Here is a 17,394-nt window from a genome sequence, read left to right on the forward strand (position 1 = left end):
GCGCTTATCGGTCCTGCCATACCGAAAGGACCAACTTCATGACCGTAGCCGATCTGGCCGACCGTATCAGCGGGGCGCTTTCCGACAAAAGCTTCAATGGGTCGCTCAAGTTTGATTGCGGAACGGATGGTGTTATTGTTCTGGCCGACAACTCGGCCACGACCGTAGATCAGGACACGGACTGCACCATCCAGATAAGCCGGGACAATCTCGGCAAGCTGTTGTCGGGCAAGCTGAACCCGATGACAGGCGTGATGATGGGCAAGCTGAAGGTCTCGGGCGACATGTCCGTGGCACTTGGCCTGAGCAAATTGCTGGCCTGAGCGCAGTCTACCGAATGGCGCGCCTGCGGCGCATTTTCCAAACCTCGCCATCGCCTGTGGCGCTGTCTCAGGTGGGCGCATTGGACGCTAGTGTCGCAGATCACCAGCAGCGCGCGGCCCGAAACGCTGTGCAGCCTCCGGCGGAGGTATTTTCGAAGCAAAGAAGGCGGGCGCGCGTGCAATGGGTCATCCTCCGCCGCTATCCCGGTTGGGCTTCGCGGGCAGAGGATGCGCCGTCTTCGCTTGCGGTCATCGGCTCCTCAGCCTGTACCGCGCAATGCGACTGCACTTCCCATCGTTAAGCGCGGGTTAAGGGCCCTCTTTGCTTTCCAAATACCTTGGGGGAGTCGCCATTGGCGACGGGGGCAAGGCCCCCTACAACGCCGCCGCTAGTCGCACGCCTTGATCAATCGCGCGCTTTGCGTCCAGTTCCGCAGCCACATCCGCACCGCCGATCACATGGGGCGTCGCACCGCGGGCGATCAAATCGTCGGCCAGCGACCGCTCCGCCACCTGTCCGGCGCACAATACGACCGTGTCGCAGGTGATCAGAGTCGGTGTATCGCGTGCCTCGCCAAAGCTCACGTGCAGGCCATCCGCGTCGATCCGCTCGTAGTTCACACCAGTGACCATCTGCACATTCTTCATCTTGAGGCTGGCGCGATGGATCCAACCGGTCGTTTTTCCAAGGCGTTTGCCCGGCTTCTCCGCCTTGCGCTGCAACAAAGTGACCTCGCGCGCCGCAGGTTCCGGGCGGGGGCCCTCGGGCGCAAGTCCGCCGCGATGGATCGCCGGATCGGCCACGCCCCATTCGCGCCGCCACAACTCGGGCACCTCGGTCGGGCTTTCGCCGTCATGGGTCAGGTATTCCGCCACGTCGAAGCCGATGCCGCCCGCACCGATGATCGCAACGCGCTTGCCGACCGGGGCCTTGCCCGCCAGCACATCGACGTAGCTCACCACGTTGGCCCCGTCCTGCCCATTGATCTCCGGCTCACGCGGGCGCACGCCGGTGGCGACGATCACCTCGTCATAGCCATCCAGATTGTCGGCAGAGGGCGCAGTCTCGAGCCGCAGGTCAATCTGGTGCCGTTCCATCATCGTGGCGAACCAATCGACAAGCCCGATGAACTCCTCCTTGCCGGGTATCCGCTTGGCCATGTTGAGCTGCCCGCCAACCTCGGCGGCCTTGTCGAACAGCACCACCTTATGCCCGCGCTCCGCCGCCGTCATTGCGGCTGCCATCCCCGCCGCGCCTGCGCCGACGATGGCGATCCGCTTGGGTGCGTCGGCGGGCCCGTAATCAAGCTCGACCTCATGGCAGGCACGCGGGTTCACAAGGCACGACGTCAACTTGCCGCTGAACGTGTGGTCGAGGCAGGCCTGGTTGCAAGCGATGCACGGCGCGATCTCATCGGCGCGCCCGGCCTCTGCCTTCGCGACAAACGCCGCATCCGCAAGAAACGGCCTCGCCATCGAAACCATGTCGGCGCAGCCGTCCGCCAAAACCTCTTCCGCCACGTCTGGCATGTTGATCCGGTTCGAAGTGATCACAGGAATGCCCACCTTGCCCATCAGCTTCTTCGTGACCCACGCAAACGCCTTGCGCGGCACCGACGTGGCAATCGTCGGAATGCGCGCCTCGTGCCAGCCGATGCCGGTGTTCAATATCGTGGCGCCTGCTGCCTCCACCGCTTGCGCCAATTGCACGACCTCGTCATGGGTCGATCCGCCCGGCACCAGGTCGATCATCGACAATCGGTAGATCAGGATGAAATCATCGCCCACCGCCTCCCGGCAGCGGCGCACGACTTCCACCGGCAGGCGCATCCGGTTCTCATAAGACCCGCCCCAGCGATCCTGGCGCTTGTTCACATGGGTCACGAGGAACTGGTTCAGGAAGTACCCTTCCGAGCCCATGATCTCCACGCCATCATAACCCGCTTCGCGCGCCCGCACGGCCGCCGTCACGATGTCGGCGATCTGTTTCTCGATCCCGTCTTCATCCAGCGCTTTCGGTGGAAACGGCGAGATCGGGGATTTCACCGCCGACGCACTGACGCAATCGGGGCTGTAGGCGTAGCGCCCGGCATGCAGGATCTGCATCGCGATCTTGCCGCCCTCGGCATGCACCGCATCGGTCACGACGCGGTGGTTAGCGATGTCTTGATCCGTGTAAAGGCCCGCAGCACCTGGAAAAACACCGCCCTCCTTGTTGGGCGCCATGCCGCCGGTGACGATCAACGCGACCCCGCCCGCCGCACGATCGGCATAGAACCGTGCCACTCTGGGCCAATCCTTCGTCTCTTCGAGACCGGTGTGCATCGACCCCATCAGCACGCGGTTTTTCAGCGTCGTGAAGCCCAGATCAAGCGGAGCCAACAGGTTCGGATAACGTGAATGTGCCATGTGATCAGCGCCTCCCTTGCGTGACGCGCAGGTAAGCCGATCCCCGCCCCGAGGTCACGCAAAACCCGGCGTCACCGAAGACGCCGCATACAACCCGAACGCCTCAATCCTGCCCGGTCTCGGCGCAATGGCGCCGGAACGCGCGCTTGAGCATCTCCAACTCGTCGCGCAGCAACGCCATCTCACCGCGAATGTCTTCCTGCAACGCCGATCCCGCCATCAACGTGATCCGGTCCAGAACCTCCCCCGACGCCGTTGAGCGCAGGCCCACCACCTGCACCCCGTCGCTGACCACATCCATCGGCAGGTCCAGCGACACCATCAGCGCGCCGTCTTCCTCCGCATGGGGGGCTAGCCGAGCAATCGCGATGATCTTGCCGCGATGCAACGCCTCGATCTCGGTCTGTTCGGCGCCGGTCAGAATGCCTTCATAGCGCCCGGCATGCAGCGCGGTGCAAACCAACGTCTCGGTCATGGTGAACCCCTCCTCCGGGTCGGATCAGATATCGGCACGCGGCGCGCGCACAAGGACCATGTCCCACAGCGCGATGCGCGTCATCTTCGGCCCTTCGATGATCAGGTCAAGCCAGGCCTTCTCGATCCGCTTTTCGTTGATCTTGGAATAGGCCAGGTCAAACTCCGCCTTGCCCTCGGTCCCGTCAAAATCAAGCTGGCGCACGATTTGTTCGACGTTCGGCCCGTGCTGCACGTTCAGACGCGCGAAGATCTCCACCGGTTGCTCGCGCTCCGCAATCAGTTTCAGTGCAATGAAATGGTTGCGCGTCAGGTCCACCAACGCAGCCTCCGGCAGATCCTGCACGAAGGAAATGAACGACCCGTCCGACCGATACACGTCCAGAACCAGACCGAATTCCGCGCCCGTGACCCAGGGCGGCGTCCGGTCCTGCACAAGGCTGAAATCGGCATGATTGGCGTCATGGAACACCGTGATCCCACCGGCCAGCGGTTGCGGCGATCCAAGATCGACCACCCCGCGCGGCCGCATTTCCGAGCGCCAGGGCGCGGGCCGTTCGGCCCAATCGCATTGGTCGGGCCGGTCTATCCCGTCCGTCGCGTCGGGTCTGCGCGCACGCAATTCGGACCGCGCCTGCGCCGACATCACATCCAGCCGGTCGCGCAGCCCCTTGAGATCGCCGGCCATCCGCTGCAATTCCCCGCTCGGCAGGTCCTTGGGCACCCGCAGCGCCCGCTGCCAGCGCTTGAGCGTCTGGCCAAGGCCAAATCCACCAAACATTCCGGGAAAATCCTGTCCCATTCCGCCCATCCTTCAAAGCCCGACCGTAGCCTGGCCCTGATCGTAGCAGAGTTCTCTTGGCAGACGGTTACCGGAATATCCGCTGAAACAGCCCGCCTTGAAAGAGGGTCCCGCCGCCTTGGGCCCCGGCCTGTGGCAGGTCTGCCGCGATGGCACCGCCGGTTAGCCCGGTATTGGCCTGCGCCACGGCATCGGCGAAAGTCACCAACGTCAGTAGCGCCTGCTCATCGCTCACATCCTGATCGGCCAGCGCCAGAACCGACAACGTCGCAAGCCGTGGGCCAAGATCAAGGTAGGCGCGCCAGTAATCCTGCGCGACGCCCACAACCGCAGCCGGGCTGGAGTCGCGCGCGTGCAAAAGAAACATGTCCGCCGCGACGCGGGTCTCCAGAATGGTGATGCTTTCGGCCTCGCCACTGCGGCTCAGCAGGGCCTGGCCCGCGTCCGACCGGAAAAAGCCGTCCAGTTCGTCCAGCGCTCCGGTCAATCCGCCGCCCGGCTCCGACCGTGCGGCCACCGTCGCCGTCAGAACCGCCTGGATATCGGGCTGCGGCGCGCGCGCGCGTCCGGAAATCGCCGCGCAATTGCCCAGCAGGACAAAGCCCGTATCGCCGTCGTTGCGGGTCAGGTCCGGATCAACGCAAAAGCCCTCCGGCCCGGTGATCGTGACCGCATCCGCCGTCACCTGAGCCGCGCGGGGGGCCGCGTCGCCGCCGCCCCCAAGGCTCACACATCCTGCGAGGAGGGCTGTAAGCCCGAGGACCAGCCCCCGAAAAAGCCCCCGAAAACCCAGCGTCTCAAAGATCCGCATAGACGTGCTTTTCCTTCGCCGCCCCGGGATGTGTCACCGCGCCATACCGCGCCTCGCCGACCAGCTGCGCGTATTTCCACAACGCGCCCGAGGCATAGATCGTCTCGCGCGGGCCTTTCCAATTCGACCGACGCTCTGCCAAGGCTTCATCCGACAGGGCCACCGAAAGCTCGCCCGTGATCGCGTTGATGGTGATCACATCACCATTTTCCAAAAGGCCGATCGGCCCGCCTACGGCGGCTTCCGGCCCGGCGTGACCGACGCAGAACCCGCGTGTTGCGCCCGAGAACCGGCCATCGGTTATCAGGGCGACCTTCTTGCCCATGCCCTGCCCGGACAACGCCGCGGTCGTCGCCAGCATTTCGCGCATGCCGGGGCCACCCTTTGGCCCTTCGTTGCGGATCACGAGGACCTCGCCCGCCTCGTATTGCCGGGCCTTTACGGCGGCAAAGGCGTCTTCCTCGCATTCGAAAACGCGTGCGGGCCCGGAGAAGACCTGCTGCTCCTCGCTCATGCCCGCGACCTTTACGATTGCGCCCTCTGGCGCGAGGTTGCCTTTGAGGCCAACCACGCCGCCGGTGGCGGTGATCGGGTTCTGCACCGTGTGGACCACCCGCCCGTCCGGCTCACCCTCGATCTTGTCGAGCGCTTCTTCCATCGTCTCGCCCGAAGCCGTCAGGCAATCGCCATGCAGCAGCCCCTCTTTCAGCAGCTCCTTCATCACAACCGGCACGCCGCCGACCTCGTAAAGGTCCTTCGCCACGTATTGGCCGCCCGGTTTCATATCCACGAAATAGGGGGTGTCCTTGAAGATGTCGCACACGTCGAAGAGGTCGAAATCAATCCCCGCCTCATGGGCAATCGCGGGCAGGTGCAGGCCCGCGTTCGTCGACCCGCCCGTACAGGCCACGACACGCGCCGCGTTTTCCAGCGATTTGCGCGTCACCACATCGCGCGCGCGGATGTTCTTTTCCAGAAGGGTCATCACCGCGCGGCCCGAGGCCTCGCCATATTCCCGACGCCCTTCATACGGTGCGGGCATGCCGCTGGAATTCAGCAGCGCCAGGCCAATCGCCTCTGACACGCAGGCCATCGTGTTCGCGGTGAACTGCCCGCCGCAGGCCCCCGCGCTCGGGCAGGCCACGCGTTCCAGAACGGCAAGGGCGGCATCGCTCAATTCGCCCGACTGATACTTTCCAACGGCCTCGAACATATCCTGCACCGTCAGGTCGCGATTGGCGTATTCCGCGGGCACATCGGCGCCCTCCGGTGCCTTGCCCGGCAGGATCGTACCGCCGTACATGAACACCGACGGCACGTTGAGCCGCACCATCGCCATCATCATCCCCGGCAGGGATTTGTCGCAGCCGGCAAGCCCGACCAACGCGTCGTAGCAATGTCCGCGCATCGTCAGTTCGACTGTATCCGTGATCGCATCGCGGCTCGCCAGCGACGACCGCATTCCCTCGTGACCCATCGCAATCCCGTCGGTCACGGTGATCGTGGTGAACTCTCGCGGCGTGCCATTGGCCGACAGAACCCCCGCCTTGGCCGACTGCGCCTGCCAGTTGAGCGCGATGTTGCACGGCGCCGCCTCGTTCCAACAGGTCGCAACGCCGACGAAAGGCTGCGCGATTTGCTCTTCCGTCAGATCCATTGCGTAGAAATACGACCGATGCGGCGCTCGCTCCGGGCCCTCTGTCACATGGCGGCTCGGCAGTTTGGATTTGTCTGGCCGGTTTTGCAGCATGGCGTCTCTCCCCGATGGCTTTGCGCTGTTTGGAACGGGGATAAAGCGGCCCGCCCACCGGGGCAAGAGAGACAACTCACCCTTGCTTTGCGTGCTCCAAACACCCCATCACTCCCCGCATTGTTTCCATCCCGTGCACAGACCGTCGGCATTCTCGCGCGAACCGCGATTGTCGGCGCACAATCCCGTCTCTATAGAGGCGCTCAAACACCAACGATAATGGCAGGCCCGATGCAGTACCTCGCCCCCGGAAGCCCCTACGACCACTTCGTCGACCCCGCACGCGCCAGGCCGCAAATCTGGCGCCTGATCCTTGGCATGATCACCGTTGTGGCCTGCTATGCCCTTGGCCTGATTGGCATTGTGATGCTGGTCGCAGTGATCGCCGGGCCACAATATCTCACCGAATTCCTCACCAACCTCGAACTCGGTGTCCCGCTCGGGCCCACCGGAACGCTCCTGCTTCTGGCGACATTCCTCGGCATGGCCCTCGGCCCGATGCTGGCCGTCACACTGCTCCACAAACGCCAGATGCGCACCCTGTTCGGCGCCATCCCGCGCACGCTGCGCCACTTCCTCGTGGCCATGGTCGTCTGCGCGCTGGCCTATGCGCTGTCGTTCTTCCTGTCGTCCAGCACCGACCTGACCGCCGGCACTTCGCCTACGATCTGGCTGTCGTTCCTGCCGCTGGCCCTCGTCGGCGTCCTGCTGCAAACCGGCGCCGAGGAGATCCTGTTCCGCGGCTATATCCAACAACAACTCGCCGCCCGCTTCCGCTCGGCCATCGTCTGGATGGTCCTGCCTTCGGTGCTCTTCGGGGCGCTGCACTGGCAGCCCGCGATGATGGGCGACAACGCGATCTACGTGGTCGCCGCCGCCACGCTCTTCGGCCTGCTCGCCGCCGACCTGACCGCCAAGACCGGCTCCATCGGCGCGGCCTGGGGCTTCCACTTCGCCAACAATGTCGTGGCGATCCTGATCGTGTCGCTTGACGGTCCACTCTCCGGCCTGGCGCTCTACACCGCCACGCTCGATGCCGCCTCGCCCGAAATCCGGCCCCTGATCCTGCTCGATATGGGCACCACGCTCGTGACCTGGCTGATCATCCGCACCGTGGTCACGCGTATCCCCTGACGCGCGGCCTCCGCCGCGACCGCTGACGTGCACCCTCAGATGCCACACACCAAACGCGGCGGCATTTGCAATTCCGCGCAGCGCACAATATCTGATCCCGAAGCTCACAACATGCGGCCGAGGCGTCAATGAACTGGATCACCAATTACGTCCGTCCCCGGATCAACTCGATCTTCTCGCGCCGCGAGACGCCCGAGAACCTGTGGTCCAAATGCTCCGAATGCGGCACGATGCTGTTCCACCGCGAGCTCAGCGATAACCTCAACGTCTGCACCAATTGCGGGCACCACATGGCGCTGACCCCGCGCGCCCGGTTCGAAGCGCTCTTCGACAACGGCATCTTCACCGAGATTGACGTCCCCGAACCGCTCGCCGATCCGTTGAAATTCCGCGATCAGAAACGCTACCCCGACCGCATGAAGGCCGCCCGCGCCCAAACCGCCGAGGCCGAGGCGATGCTGGTCGCCGAAGGCGAGATCGGGCGCACCCCCATCGTCGCCGCCGCGCAGGACTTCAGCTTCATGGGCGGCTCCATGGGCATGTATGTCGGCAACGCCATAATTGCCGCCGCCGAACGCGCCGTCGCGCTCAAGCGCCCGTTGATCCTGTTCTCCGCCGCCGGTGGCGCGCGGATGCAGGAAGGCATCCTGAGCCTGATGCAAATGCCGCGCACCACCGTTGCCGTGCAGCTTCTGAAAGAGGCCGGGCTGCCCTACATCGTCGTTCTGACCCACCCCACAACCGGCGGTGTCACCGCTTCCTACGCCATGCTGGGGGACATCCAGATCGCCGAGCCCAACGCGCTGATCTGCTTTGCAGGCCCCCGCGTCATCGAACAGACGATCCGTGAAACTCTGCCCGACGGGTTCCAGCGCTCTGAATACCTGCTCGATCACGGCATGCTTGACCGCGTCACACCGCGCGCCGAAATGCGCGATGAGCTGATCTCCATCACCCGCATGCTGATGGGCCAGACTCCGCCCGTGAAAGGCGACCTGCCGGCGCCCGCTCCCGCACCAGAGGCTGCGGCCCCGCAGGCATCTGACGCGCAGGATGAGACGGGAGTCGAAGCCCCGACCACCAAAACCGGAACCGACAGCGACCGCGCCTGACGCCCTGCGCGGAACCCGCCGCTCTTTGCTTTCCAAATACCTCCGCCGGAGGCATCCGCACTCGCGCCCCGCGCTTCGGCCCGATCCGTAAGGCCCCACCCATGACACAGCCCCGCTCCGACGCCCTTCTCGACCGGATGATGACACTTCATCCCAAGATCATCGATCTGACGCTGGACCGGATGCACCGCATCCTCACCGCCCTGGGCGCGCCGCAAACCAAACTGCCCCCCGTCATCCACATCGCGGGCACCAATGGCAAAGGCTCCACCCTCGCCATGATCCGCGCGGGCCTGGAAGGCGCGAACCTTGCCACGCATGCCTATACCTCGCCTCATCTCGCCCGCTTCCACGAGCGGATAAGGCTGCGAGGAGACCTGATCGACGAGGACCACCTTTCGGACCTGCTCGACACCTGCCTTGCCGCGAACGGCCCTGAAACCATCACCTATTTCGAGATTACCACCGCCGCCGCGTTAAAGGCCTTCGCCGATACCCCCGCCGATTACACCCTGCTGGAGGTCGGGCTTGGCGGGCGCGTCGATGCGACCAATGTCGTGGACACGCCCGCGCTCACCGTGATCACCCCCGTCGACCTCGATCATCAGCAGTTCCTTGGCGACACGCTGGCCGCCATCGCGCGCGAAAAGGCCGGTATTCTCAAGCCCCGCGTGCCCGTCGTGATTGGCCCGCAAAAGGACGAAGCGCTTGAAGTGATTGAGGATCGCGCCCGCGGCCTTTCCGCCCCGATCCTCGCTCATGGTCAGCATTGGCACGTCAGCAGCGAACGCGAGCGCCTGATCTTTCAGGATGAAACCGGCCTTCTCGACCTGCCGCTCCCAGCGCTGGCCGGCCCGCATCAGATTCAGAATGCGGGCACCGCCATCGCCGCCCTGCGGGCCTTGGGCCGTGGGGATCCCGAGGCCGCCATGCGCGATGCCACCTGGCCCGCCCGGATGCAGCGCCTGCGCCGGGGCCCGCTGGTCGATACCGCCCCTGGCGCCGAACTCTGGCTCGACGGTGGCCACAACCCTCACGCTGCCCGCGCCATCTCTGCCACGCTCGACACCCTGCCAAGTCGGCCCACCTATCTGATCTGCGGCATGCTCAACACCAAGGATGTTACCGGCTACATGGCCCCGCTCGCGCGCCACGCTGCAAACCTTACCGCCGTCTCCATCCCCGGCCAGACCGCCACACTCAGCGCTTCCGATACCGCCCGCGCTGCGTCCGAGGCGGGCCTTTCCGCAACCACCGCCGAAAGCGTCGAAGCGGCGCTGACCGCGATCGTGTCGCACACACCAGAAGCCCGCATCCTGATCTGCGGCTCGCTCTATCTGGCCGGTGAGATCCTCAAGACCAACGGTTGACCCTACCCAACGCAAAGCCCACGTATCCCCCATGCGCCTCGCCCTCCCAATCCTCGCCTTCGTCGTCGCCACCCCCGTCCATGCCGTGCAGCTGCAATTCTGCTGGACCGGCGCGAACGGCTACACGATGGAAGGCCTGATCGAATATCCCGACGCGCTGCAGAACACCGGCATCATCACCGAAGCCGACGTCACCGATTTTCAGATCATCGGCTTTCTCGATGGCGTCGCCATCGGCTCCTGGACGCTCCACCAACGCACGCCGCAGACCTCCTGGACCCTGCGCTTCGACACCAATTCCCTGCAATTTCCCACCGGCGGCATCCGCGCGCAAAACTCCTACCAGGAATGGAATGCCAACGGGCAGGTCAACAATTGCGGCGCGGCGGGCGGCTTCGGCTTCAACGGCGGCAACTACGCCCAGGACGTTTGCATCGACAACACCTGGGTCGAGGACAGCTCCATCGACCCCAACACCCCCCTCTTCGCGCAGCCCATGGATGTCACGCTGATCTGCGAAACCACCGTGCCCACCAGCTGATGGAACACCCGGTCGACCTCGCCACCTGGCCTCGGGCCGCGCAATTCCATTTCTTCCGTGGCTACACGCGCCCGCATTTCGCCGTCACCTCCCGCCTCGACGTCACCCACCTGATGACACAGGCCAAGCCCAACGGCACCTCCCCCTATCGCGCCTGCCTCTATGCCATCGGCGCGGGCCTGCATGCCGTGCCCGAATTGCTGATGCGGTTCCGGGGGGACGATGTCATCCGCCACGATTCCGTCGATCTGTCGATGACCGTGCCCACGACCGCTGGCAGCTTCACCTACGCCTACGTCCCGTATGACCCCGACTTCGCCACCTTCGACGCCGCGGCACACACCCTTATCACCGCGGCCGCCACCCGCACTGAGCTATCCGCGAATTCCGGCGAGCGCGATGACGTCGCCTACCTCTCCTGCATGCCCTGGCTCGACTACACCGCGCTCAGCAATGCCATGCCAGGCCCCGACGACTGCATCCCCCGCATCGGCTGGGGCAAGATCTCGCAATCCGGCGGGCGCTTTTCCATGCCAATGACCGCCGAAGTCCACCACGCGCTGGCCGACGGGGCCCATGTCGGTGCGTATTTCGCCGCCGTGCAAACCGGGCTCGATACACTGCCGGTGATCCGCGCGACCTGATCTGGATCACTCCCCTTTGGCGGCTCTGTGCGCTACACTGCCTGCATCCGGACATAGGGAGCCGTCAGAATGACCTACGCCAAGCCTCTCCTCCTCGGCACCGCGATCCTGCTCGCTGGCTGCACGCCAAGCCTCGATGACCGCGTCAGCGTGACCCGGGGCGCCACGTTCTTCGCCGAGAATTGTGCTGCCTGCCATGGGTCCGACGCCAGGGGCGACATCGGCCCCGACCTCACCCTCCTGTCGCAACGCAACGGCGGCACCTTCCCGCAGCTCGACACACTCGCCACCATCTACGGCCCCGCGTATCACCAAAGCCGTGGCACCATCATGCCCGAATTCGGCGCCGATGATCTTGGCCCGCTTGTGGTGGTGGAGCTGGAGGACGGCATCGGAACACCGGTCCCCGCCGACCTCATCGCCCTGTCCGAGTATCTGCGCTCGGTGCAACGCTAAAGCGTCCGGCCTTTCGCCGATAGCTCAGATCAAAGATCGGACGCTTTAGGCGTCCGCGGGCTATTTCGTCTTTCGTCCAAACGGCTTCTCCGGCGTCTGCGCAAATTGAACGGGCAGATCCCCGAACAGGCCGCCTGCGGGGCCGCCCCAATCCCGCATCCATGGCAATGGTTCGGCCAGACCGCCGCTTGGCTCCCAGTGGAAATACCCCAAGGCGCCGGCCGCCGGGATCGGTGCGCACGGTTTCGGATCCCGCAAAAGCAGCCCCGCCTCCCCCCCGAACCACGCGCTATCGCTTTCGGTAAGGATCTCCACCACCTCGACCGTCCCGATGATAGCGCGCCGTGGCAGCGCATCGGGGCGCGGCACGGATACGCCATCACGCGCCCACCGCCAGACGAGGTAGTCGTATTCCGCCTGCTTCATTCCAATGGCGGCGTGTATCGCGATACGCCCCGGTTTCATCCGCCCGGCGCGGATCGACCCGAGCGAACGGTTTTCCACATCCTTGCCGCCATGGAGGATTGCCCAAGCGGATGGCTGGCGCACGGAAAGCGCAACGGAGGGCAGGGCACCTGTCATAAACCAGAGATAGGGGCGGATTTAGGCCTGGCAAAATCCGCTCAACTGGACGCATATCCGCGCGCCCGGGCGCGCGGATATGCGCATATGGGCGGGGCTCAATTCGGAGAGTCAGTTAATTTTTCTAATGTGATGCGGTGACCCACTCGGCCCCCTGCATCTCGCGCAGGCGGCTCGCGGTGCGTTCGAATTCAAACGCGCCGGTGCCCTTCGTGTAAAGCGCTTCCGGCTCGGCTGCGGCGCTTGCGACGAGCTGCACATGGCCCTCGTACAGCGCGTCGATCAGGGTCACGAACCGCTTCGCCTCGTTGGCATTCGCGGGCCCCATCACCGGGATATCCTCCAGCACAAGGATCTTTGCCGCCCCCACAAGGGCAAGGTAATCCGCAGGTCCCAACGCCGTGCCGCACAGCGCCGCGAAGGTGGCCCGCGCCTGTCCCGCCCAGAAGCGCGGGATCGTCACCGCGCGCCCTTTCACCTCCAATACCAAGGGCTCTTCGCGCCCCCCCGTCAGGTCCGACCAGATCAGGTCGATGGCCGTCTTGGCGGCGGCATCGGCGGGCGTGAACCACACCCGCTCCCCGGCCAGTCGATCCTGCCGGTAATCCGTGTCGGCGGCCAGTTCATGGACGGCAAGCCTGTCCTGCAAAAGGTCGATGAAGGGCACAAACACCTGACGGTTGAGCCCGTTCTTGTAGAGGTCTTTCGGGTGCCGGTTCGAGGTCGTGACAATCACCACCCCCGCTTCAAACAGATGTTCGAACAGGCGGCCCACGATCATCGCGTCGGCGATATCGGTGATCTGCATTTCGTCGAAACACAAAAGCTTCAGCCCGTCGGCGATCTTGGCCGCCACGGGTTTGATCGCGTCGTCCACCCCGGTCTTGCGGACCTCGTGCAAAGCGGCCTGAACCTCTTGCATGAAGGCGTGAAAATGCACGCGCCGTTTGCCCGGGATCGCGACGTGCTGAAAGAACAGGTCCATCAGCATCGACTTGCCGCGCCCCACGCCGCCCCACAGGTAAAGGCCCTGCTGGCCCATCGGTTCGGCCTTGCGAAACCGGGCGAGGAACCCTTTGCGCTCCGGCGCTTCCAACCGCTCGCGGGCCTGTTCCAGAAGGGCCATGACCTGCCGTTGTGCCGGGTCGGGCCGCAACAGGCCTTCGGCAACGCGGGTGTCATAGAGGGCGGTCAGATGCTGTGACATGGCGTGGGTGTTTTAGGCAAAGCGCGGCGGTTTGCCCATGGAAAACAACATCATCACGATAATTGACCGATGACACCAGAACCTCTGATTTGACCCCAGCCCCGCGCGCCGCCAAGGTGGCCGGACTTTGGGAAGGGACACCCGCATGGATCGCACAGATCGCCTAATGACGCCCGTCTTGATCGGCGGTTGTGCCATCATCCTGATCAGCTTCGCGATCCGGTCGAGTTTCGGGCTGTTCCAGATCCCGATTGCGGATGAATTCGGCTGGCTCCGGGCCGAATTTTCCATGGCCATCGCAATCCAGAACCTGGCTTGGGGCATCGGGCAGCCGTTTTTCGGGGCGATTGCCGACAAGGTGGGCGACCGCAAGGCGATCATGCTCGGTGTGGCGCTTTATGTGACCGGTCTGGTGTTTTCGGCCTATGCCATCACCCCCGGGCAGCATCAGTTCCTTGAGGTTCTCGTGGGCTTCGGGATAGCGGGCACGGGCTTTGGGGTGATCCTCGCCATGGTGGCCCGCGCAGCCTCCGACGAAAATCGCTCTCTCACCCTTGGCATCGTGACCGCCGCAGGCTCTGCCGGGCAGGTCTTCGGTCCTCCGTTGGCCGAGGCGCTCTTGGGCGCGTTCCCATGGCAGACTGTGTTCCTGATCTTCGCGGGACTGATCTTTGCGTCGCTTCTGTTCCTGCCGTTGCTCAAGGCACCCGAACGGCCCGACGCGCCCGAGCTGGAAGAGAGCCTGGGACAGATCCTTGGAAAGGCTTTTCGCGACCCGTCTTTCACGCTGATCTTCATCGGGTTCTTTTCCTGCGGCTACCAACTGGCCTTCATCACGGCGCATTTCCCAGCGTTCATCACCGAGTATTGCGGCCCCATCGCGCCCGGCGGTGTCTTGCACACAATGGGCGTCACGACGACCTCTGCGCTTGGCGCAATTGCGATTGCGCTGATCGGTTTGGCCAACATCGGCGGCACGCTCTACGCGGCCTATCTCGGCAAGACCCGGTCAAAGAAGAACCTGTTGGCGCTGATCTATACGGGTCGCACCATCGCGGCGTCGGCCTTCATCCTTCTGCCGATCACACCGACCTCGGTCATCGTGTTCTCGGTGATTATGGGATCGCTTTGGCTCGCGACGGTGCCGCTGACCTCAGGGCTCGTCGGTCAAATCTATGGCCTGCGCCACATGGGCACGCTCTATGGGATTGTCTTCTTCAGTCACCAATTGGGCAGCTTCGTGGGCGTTTGGCTTGGCGGATTCATGTATGATTTATATGGCAATTACACGGTCGTATGGTGGGTTGGCGTGGGTGTCGGCGCGCTGAGCGCAGTCGTGCATCTGCCGATCAAGGAAATCCCTTTGGGTCAGCGCACGCCGCAAGCGGCTTAACCGCTTTTGACCGACTGCAGAATGTAGCGCGCCACCATCAGGTCGAGATGCGCGCCGCCGCCGTTCTTGCAAAGCGTGATCTCATGATCCGACGTGCGTTCGAACAGCGCCATATCATAGAAGTCTCCTACCACATCGGATTCGAAAAATACCCCTTCCTCCAAGGGAATTTTCAACTCACCGATATGGCCGAAAGTTGTCTCGCGACTGTCCACGAACACCCGGGCGCGGCGCAGGCAATCATCATCGGCTTCGCGCATGTCGGGCCGATAAGCACCAATCAGATCAATATGTTGGCCCGGTTGCAGCCATTTGCCCTTTAGGATCGGCCTTGTCGTCATCGTGCCCGAGCCGATGATGTCCGCCGTGGCGACCGCTTCTTCGAGATCGTGGGCGATCTCCATGTCGGGATAGTCGGCATGAAGCTCGGCCAGGTTTGCCAAAGTGCGGTTCCAGATGGTGAATTCCGCGTCCCGAAACACGGCGGCATAGGCCTGCCGCAGGGAACGCGCGACGCTGCCTGCGCCGATTAGCAGGATCTTTTTGCTGTTGGGTCTGGCGAGTTTTCGGGCCGCGAGAAGGCTATCGCCCGCAGTCTTCCATTTGGTCAGAAGGTGGAAGTCGATGATCGCCTCAAGCGTGCCGTCGATGTCCGAGAACAGGCAAACACCGCCGTGGATCGCAGGCTTGCCGGACGCCGTGTTGCCGGGAAAGATCGTCGCCGTCTTCACCAGCTGTCCCAGCCCGTCGATCCATGCCGCACGGCTCAGGAGTGTGTCGTCACCGCGATACAGGAACGTATCCCCGATCTCGGCGCGGGGCATGCGGTGACCCGCCTCAATGGCGTCGCTCAGCGCGATCCAGTCGAGCTTGTCCTCAGCCTCCGGTCCGATGATCAGCGTCATACCCCTGCCTCCTCTGCATTCAACAGGCCTTCCGAGACCAGCCTGTTCATCAAGCCGCGCGGGCCGTCGAAAAGATGCGTCTGCCAGCCCCGCGCCATCGCCGCGTCGATATTATCCCCGCGGTCGTCGGTGAAAAGCAGGCTTTCAGGGGCCAAGCCACAATCCGCCTCAACCATGGCGTAGATCTTTGCATCCGGCTTGGTCACGCCCATATGCCCGGAAATGAAGGACCGGTCGAATTCCGATAGAAACGGATAGACCGGTTTGGCGATTTCGAACGTCTCGATCCCGAAATTTGACAGGGCAAACACCGGCACCTCGCGACGGCGCAGCGCGCGCAGAAGTGCGACGGAATGCGGGATCTCTGGTCGCGCCATTTCCAGCCACTCGTCGTGCCACAGCAGGATTTCATCGTGCCACTCGGGGTAGGCGGTGGCGGTCTCGCGCACCACCGTTTCAAAGTGTTCGCCCCGGTCGACCCGGTCATTCATCGCGTGCAGATCGATGGCGTCGAACATGGCGCGACGGCGGTTTTCGCCGATCACGCGGTCATAGTGGCGCTCGGGCTGCCATTCGATCAGCACATTGCCGATGTCGAATACGACGGCGTCAACGGGCATCAGACGGAATACAATGCGTCGGCGTGAAAGCTGATGTGCTCTTCCATGAAGCTGGACACGAAGAAATACGAATGATCGTAGCCGGGTTGCATCCGGAGCGTCATCTGCTGCCGACGGGCGGCGGCGGCATGGGCCAAGGCTTCGGTCTTGAGCAGATCGCCGAATTGGTCGTCGGTGCCCGTGTCGATCAGGATCGGCCCGTCAAAGCCGTTGCTTTGCATGAGAAGCGTTGCATCATGCGCGGCCCAGGTCGTCTCATCCGAGCCAAGATAGGCCCCAAGTTGCTTGCGGCCCCAATCGCTTTCGGTCGGGTTGCAGATCGGCGCGAAGGCCGAAACGGAAGCAAAGCGGCCCGGATGCCGCATGGCAATGGTCAGCGCGCCGTGCCCGCCCATGGAATGGCCGGTGATCGCCTGTCGCGCGGGATCGAGGGCGAAATGTTCGAAGACGAGGTTCGGCAGGTCCTCGGTTATGTAATCCCACATCCGGTAATGCGACGCCCAGGGGGCCTCCGTCGCGTTCACGTAGAAGCCCGCGCCCAGGCCCAGATCATAGGCGTCGTCATCCGCCACGCCGTCGCCACGCGGCGAGGTATCGGGATAGATCAGAGCGATGCCTTGCTCCGCCGCCCACCCTTGCGCGCCGGCTTTGCTCATGGCGTTTTCATGGGTGCAGGTCAGGCCGGACAAATACCATAGCACCGGTACGGGGCCGAACTGCGCTTCTTCGGGGACAAACAACCCGAAGGTCATGTTGCATGACGTTGCGGTGGAGGCATGCCGGTAGACGCCTTGCGTACCACCGAATGCCTTGTTTTCGGAAATCGTTTCCATTCGCCCGGGTCCCCCGCTGGTTGTTTTT

18 protein-coding genes are annotated in these 17,394 nt (G+C 63.8%); 8 read left to right on the top strand and 10 right to left on the bottom strand.

What is annotated here, in order from left to right; genetic code table 11:
• The first annotated feature begins 38 nt into the window (after positions 1–38).
• Positions 39–323: an SCP2 sterol-binding domain-containing protein gene (locus tag V8J83_RS11090; RefSeq protein ID WP_339986365.1), complete on the top strand. Its 285-nt coding sequence runs from the start codon at positions 39–41 to the stop codon at positions 321–323.
• A 375-nt stretch (positions 324–698) separates the two neighbouring features.
• Here the strand turns inward: V8J83_RS11090 and V8J83_RS11095 are convergent, their stop codons facing one another.
• From V8J83_RS11095 to ilvD, 5 genes are all read right to left on the bottom strand, one after another.
• The gene (locus V8J83_RS11095; protein WP_339986366.1) at positions 699–2,732 is read right to left on the bottom strand and encodes an oxidoreductase; all 2,034 of its coding nucleotides are present in this window, start codon (positions 2,730–2,732) and stop codon (positions 699–701) included.
• Between the two features lie 103 nt (positions 2,733–2,835).
• Complete coding sequence (locus tag V8J83_RS11100) at positions 2,836–3,207, bottom strand: hypothetical protein (RefSeq protein WP_339986368.1); 372 nt, start codon at positions 3,205–3,207, stop codon at positions 2,836–2,838.
• A 24-nt stretch (positions 3,208–3,231) separates the two neighbouring features.
• Positions 3,232–4,008 (bottom strand): DUF6478 family protein, encoded by a 777-nt coding sequence (locus V8J83_RS11105; protein WP_339986369.1) that lies wholly within the window; start codon positions 4,006–4,008, stop codon positions 3,232–3,234.
• A 67-nt stretch (positions 4,009–4,075) separates the two neighbouring features.
• Positions 4,076–4,819, bottom strand: coding sequence for a hypothetical protein (locus V8J83_RS11110; protein WP_339986370.1), 744 nt, complete (start codon positions 4,817–4,819; stop codon positions 4,076–4,078).
• A complete protein-coding gene (gene ilvD / locus V8J83_RS11115) occupies positions 4,806–6,569 on the bottom strand; it encodes a dihydroxy-acid dehydratase (protein ID WP_339986371.1) in 1,764 nt (587 codons plus the stop codon). Before ilvD ends, V8J83_RS11110 begins: the two co-directional genes overlap by 14 nt.
• 231 nt (positions 6,570–6,800) lie before the next feature.
• Here ilvD and V8J83_RS11120 point away from each other — a divergent pair, with 231 nt between their 5' ends.
• The 6 genes from V8J83_RS11120 to V8J83_RS11145 all read left to right on the top strand — a co-directional run bounded on the left by V8J83_RS11120 (position 6,801) and on the right by V8J83_RS11145 (position 11,826).
• The gene (locus V8J83_RS11120) at positions 6,801–7,703 is read left to right on the top strand and encodes a CPBP family intramembrane glutamic endopeptidase (protein WP_339986372.1); all 903 of its coding nucleotides are present in this window, start codon (positions 6,801–6,803) and stop codon (positions 7,701–7,703) included.
• A 128-nt stretch (positions 7,704–7,831) separates the two neighbouring features.
• Positions 7,832–8,815: an acetyl-CoA carboxylase, carboxyltransferase subunit beta gene (accD, locus tag V8J83_RS11125; protein WP_339986374.1), complete on the top strand. Its 984-nt coding sequence runs from the start codon at positions 7,832–7,834 to the stop codon at positions 8,813–8,815.
• 101 nt (positions 8,816–8,916) lie between these two features.
• Complete coding sequence (locus V8J83_RS11130) at positions 8,917–10,185, top strand: bifunctional folylpolyglutamate synthase/dihydrofolate synthase (RefSeq protein ID WP_339986375.1); 1,269 nt, start codon at positions 8,917–8,919, stop codon at positions 10,183–10,185.
• A gap of 31 nt (positions 10,186–10,216) precedes the next feature.
• Positions 10,217–10,726 (top strand): hypothetical protein, encoded by a 510-nt coding sequence (locus tag V8J83_RS11135; RefSeq protein WP_339986376.1) that lies wholly within the window; start codon positions 10,217–10,219, stop codon positions 10,724–10,726.
• Positions 10,726–11,370 carry a CatA-like O-acetyltransferase gene (locus V8J83_RS11140; RefSeq protein ID WP_339986377.1) on the top strand — a complete coding sequence of 215 codons (645 nt, stop codon included), beginning with the start codon at positions 10,726–10,728 and terminating at the stop codon, positions 11,368–11,370. Before V8J83_RS11135 ends, V8J83_RS11140 begins: the two co-directional genes overlap by 1 nt.
• Before the next feature lie 69 nt (positions 11,371–11,439).
• Entirely contained in the window at positions 11,440–11,826 is a 387-nt protein-coding gene (locus V8J83_RS11145) for a c-type cytochrome (RefSeq protein ID WP_339986378.1), read from the top strand.
• Positions 11,827–11,886: 60 nt separating this feature from the next.
• Here V8J83_RS11145 and V8J83_RS11150 read toward each other — a convergent pair whose 3' ends face one another.
• Complete coding sequence (locus tag V8J83_RS11150) at positions 11,887–12,408, bottom strand: ASCH domain-containing protein (RefSeq protein ID WP_339986379.1); 522 nt, start codon at positions 12,406–12,408, stop codon at positions 11,887–11,889.
• Positions 12,409–12,532: 124 nt separating this feature from the next.
• Complete coding sequence (zapE, locus tag V8J83_RS11155) at positions 12,533–13,615, bottom strand: cell division protein ZapE (RefSeq protein ID WP_339986380.1); 1,083 nt, start codon at positions 13,613–13,615, stop codon at positions 12,533–12,535.
• Positions 13,616–13,760: 145 nt separating this feature from the next.
• Between zapE and V8J83_RS11160 the strand changes: the two genes are divergently transcribed.
• Entirely contained in the window at positions 13,761–15,008 is a 1,248-nt protein-coding gene (locus V8J83_RS11160) for an MFS transporter (RefSeq protein ID WP_339986381.1), read from the top strand.
• Here V8J83_RS11160 and V8J83_RS11165 read toward each other — a convergent pair.
• The 3 genes from V8J83_RS11165 to fghA are packed head-to-tail and all read right to left on the bottom strand — an operon-like array spanning position 15,005 to position 17,366.
• Positions 15,005–15,913: an ornithine cyclodeaminase family protein gene (locus V8J83_RS11165; protein ID WP_339986382.1), complete on the bottom strand. Its 909-nt coding sequence runs from the start codon at positions 15,911–15,913 to the stop codon at positions 15,005–15,007. The two genes, V8J83_RS11160 and V8J83_RS11165, sit on opposite strands and share 4 nt — an antisense overlap.
• Positions 15,910–16,533: an HAD family hydrolase gene (locus V8J83_RS11170; RefSeq protein ID WP_339986383.1), complete on the bottom strand. Its 624-nt coding sequence runs from the start codon at positions 16,531–16,533 to the stop codon at positions 15,910–15,912. Before V8J83_RS11170 ends, V8J83_RS11165 begins: the two co-directional genes overlap by 4 nt.
• Positions 16,533–17,366: an S-formylglutathione hydrolase gene (fghA, locus tag V8J83_RS11175; protein WP_339986384.1), complete on the bottom strand. Its 834-nt coding sequence runs from the start codon at positions 17,364–17,366 to the stop codon at positions 16,533–16,535. Before fghA ends, V8J83_RS11170 begins: the two co-directional genes overlap by 1 nt.
• Positions 17,367–17,394 lie beyond the last annotated feature (28 nt).

The sequence above is a fragment of the Gymnodinialimonas ulvae genome, from assembly GCF_037543845.1.
Classification (GTDB): Bacteria; Pseudomonadota; Alphaproteobacteria; order Rhodobacterales; family Rhodobacteraceae; genus Gymnodinialimonas; species Gymnodinialimonas ulvae.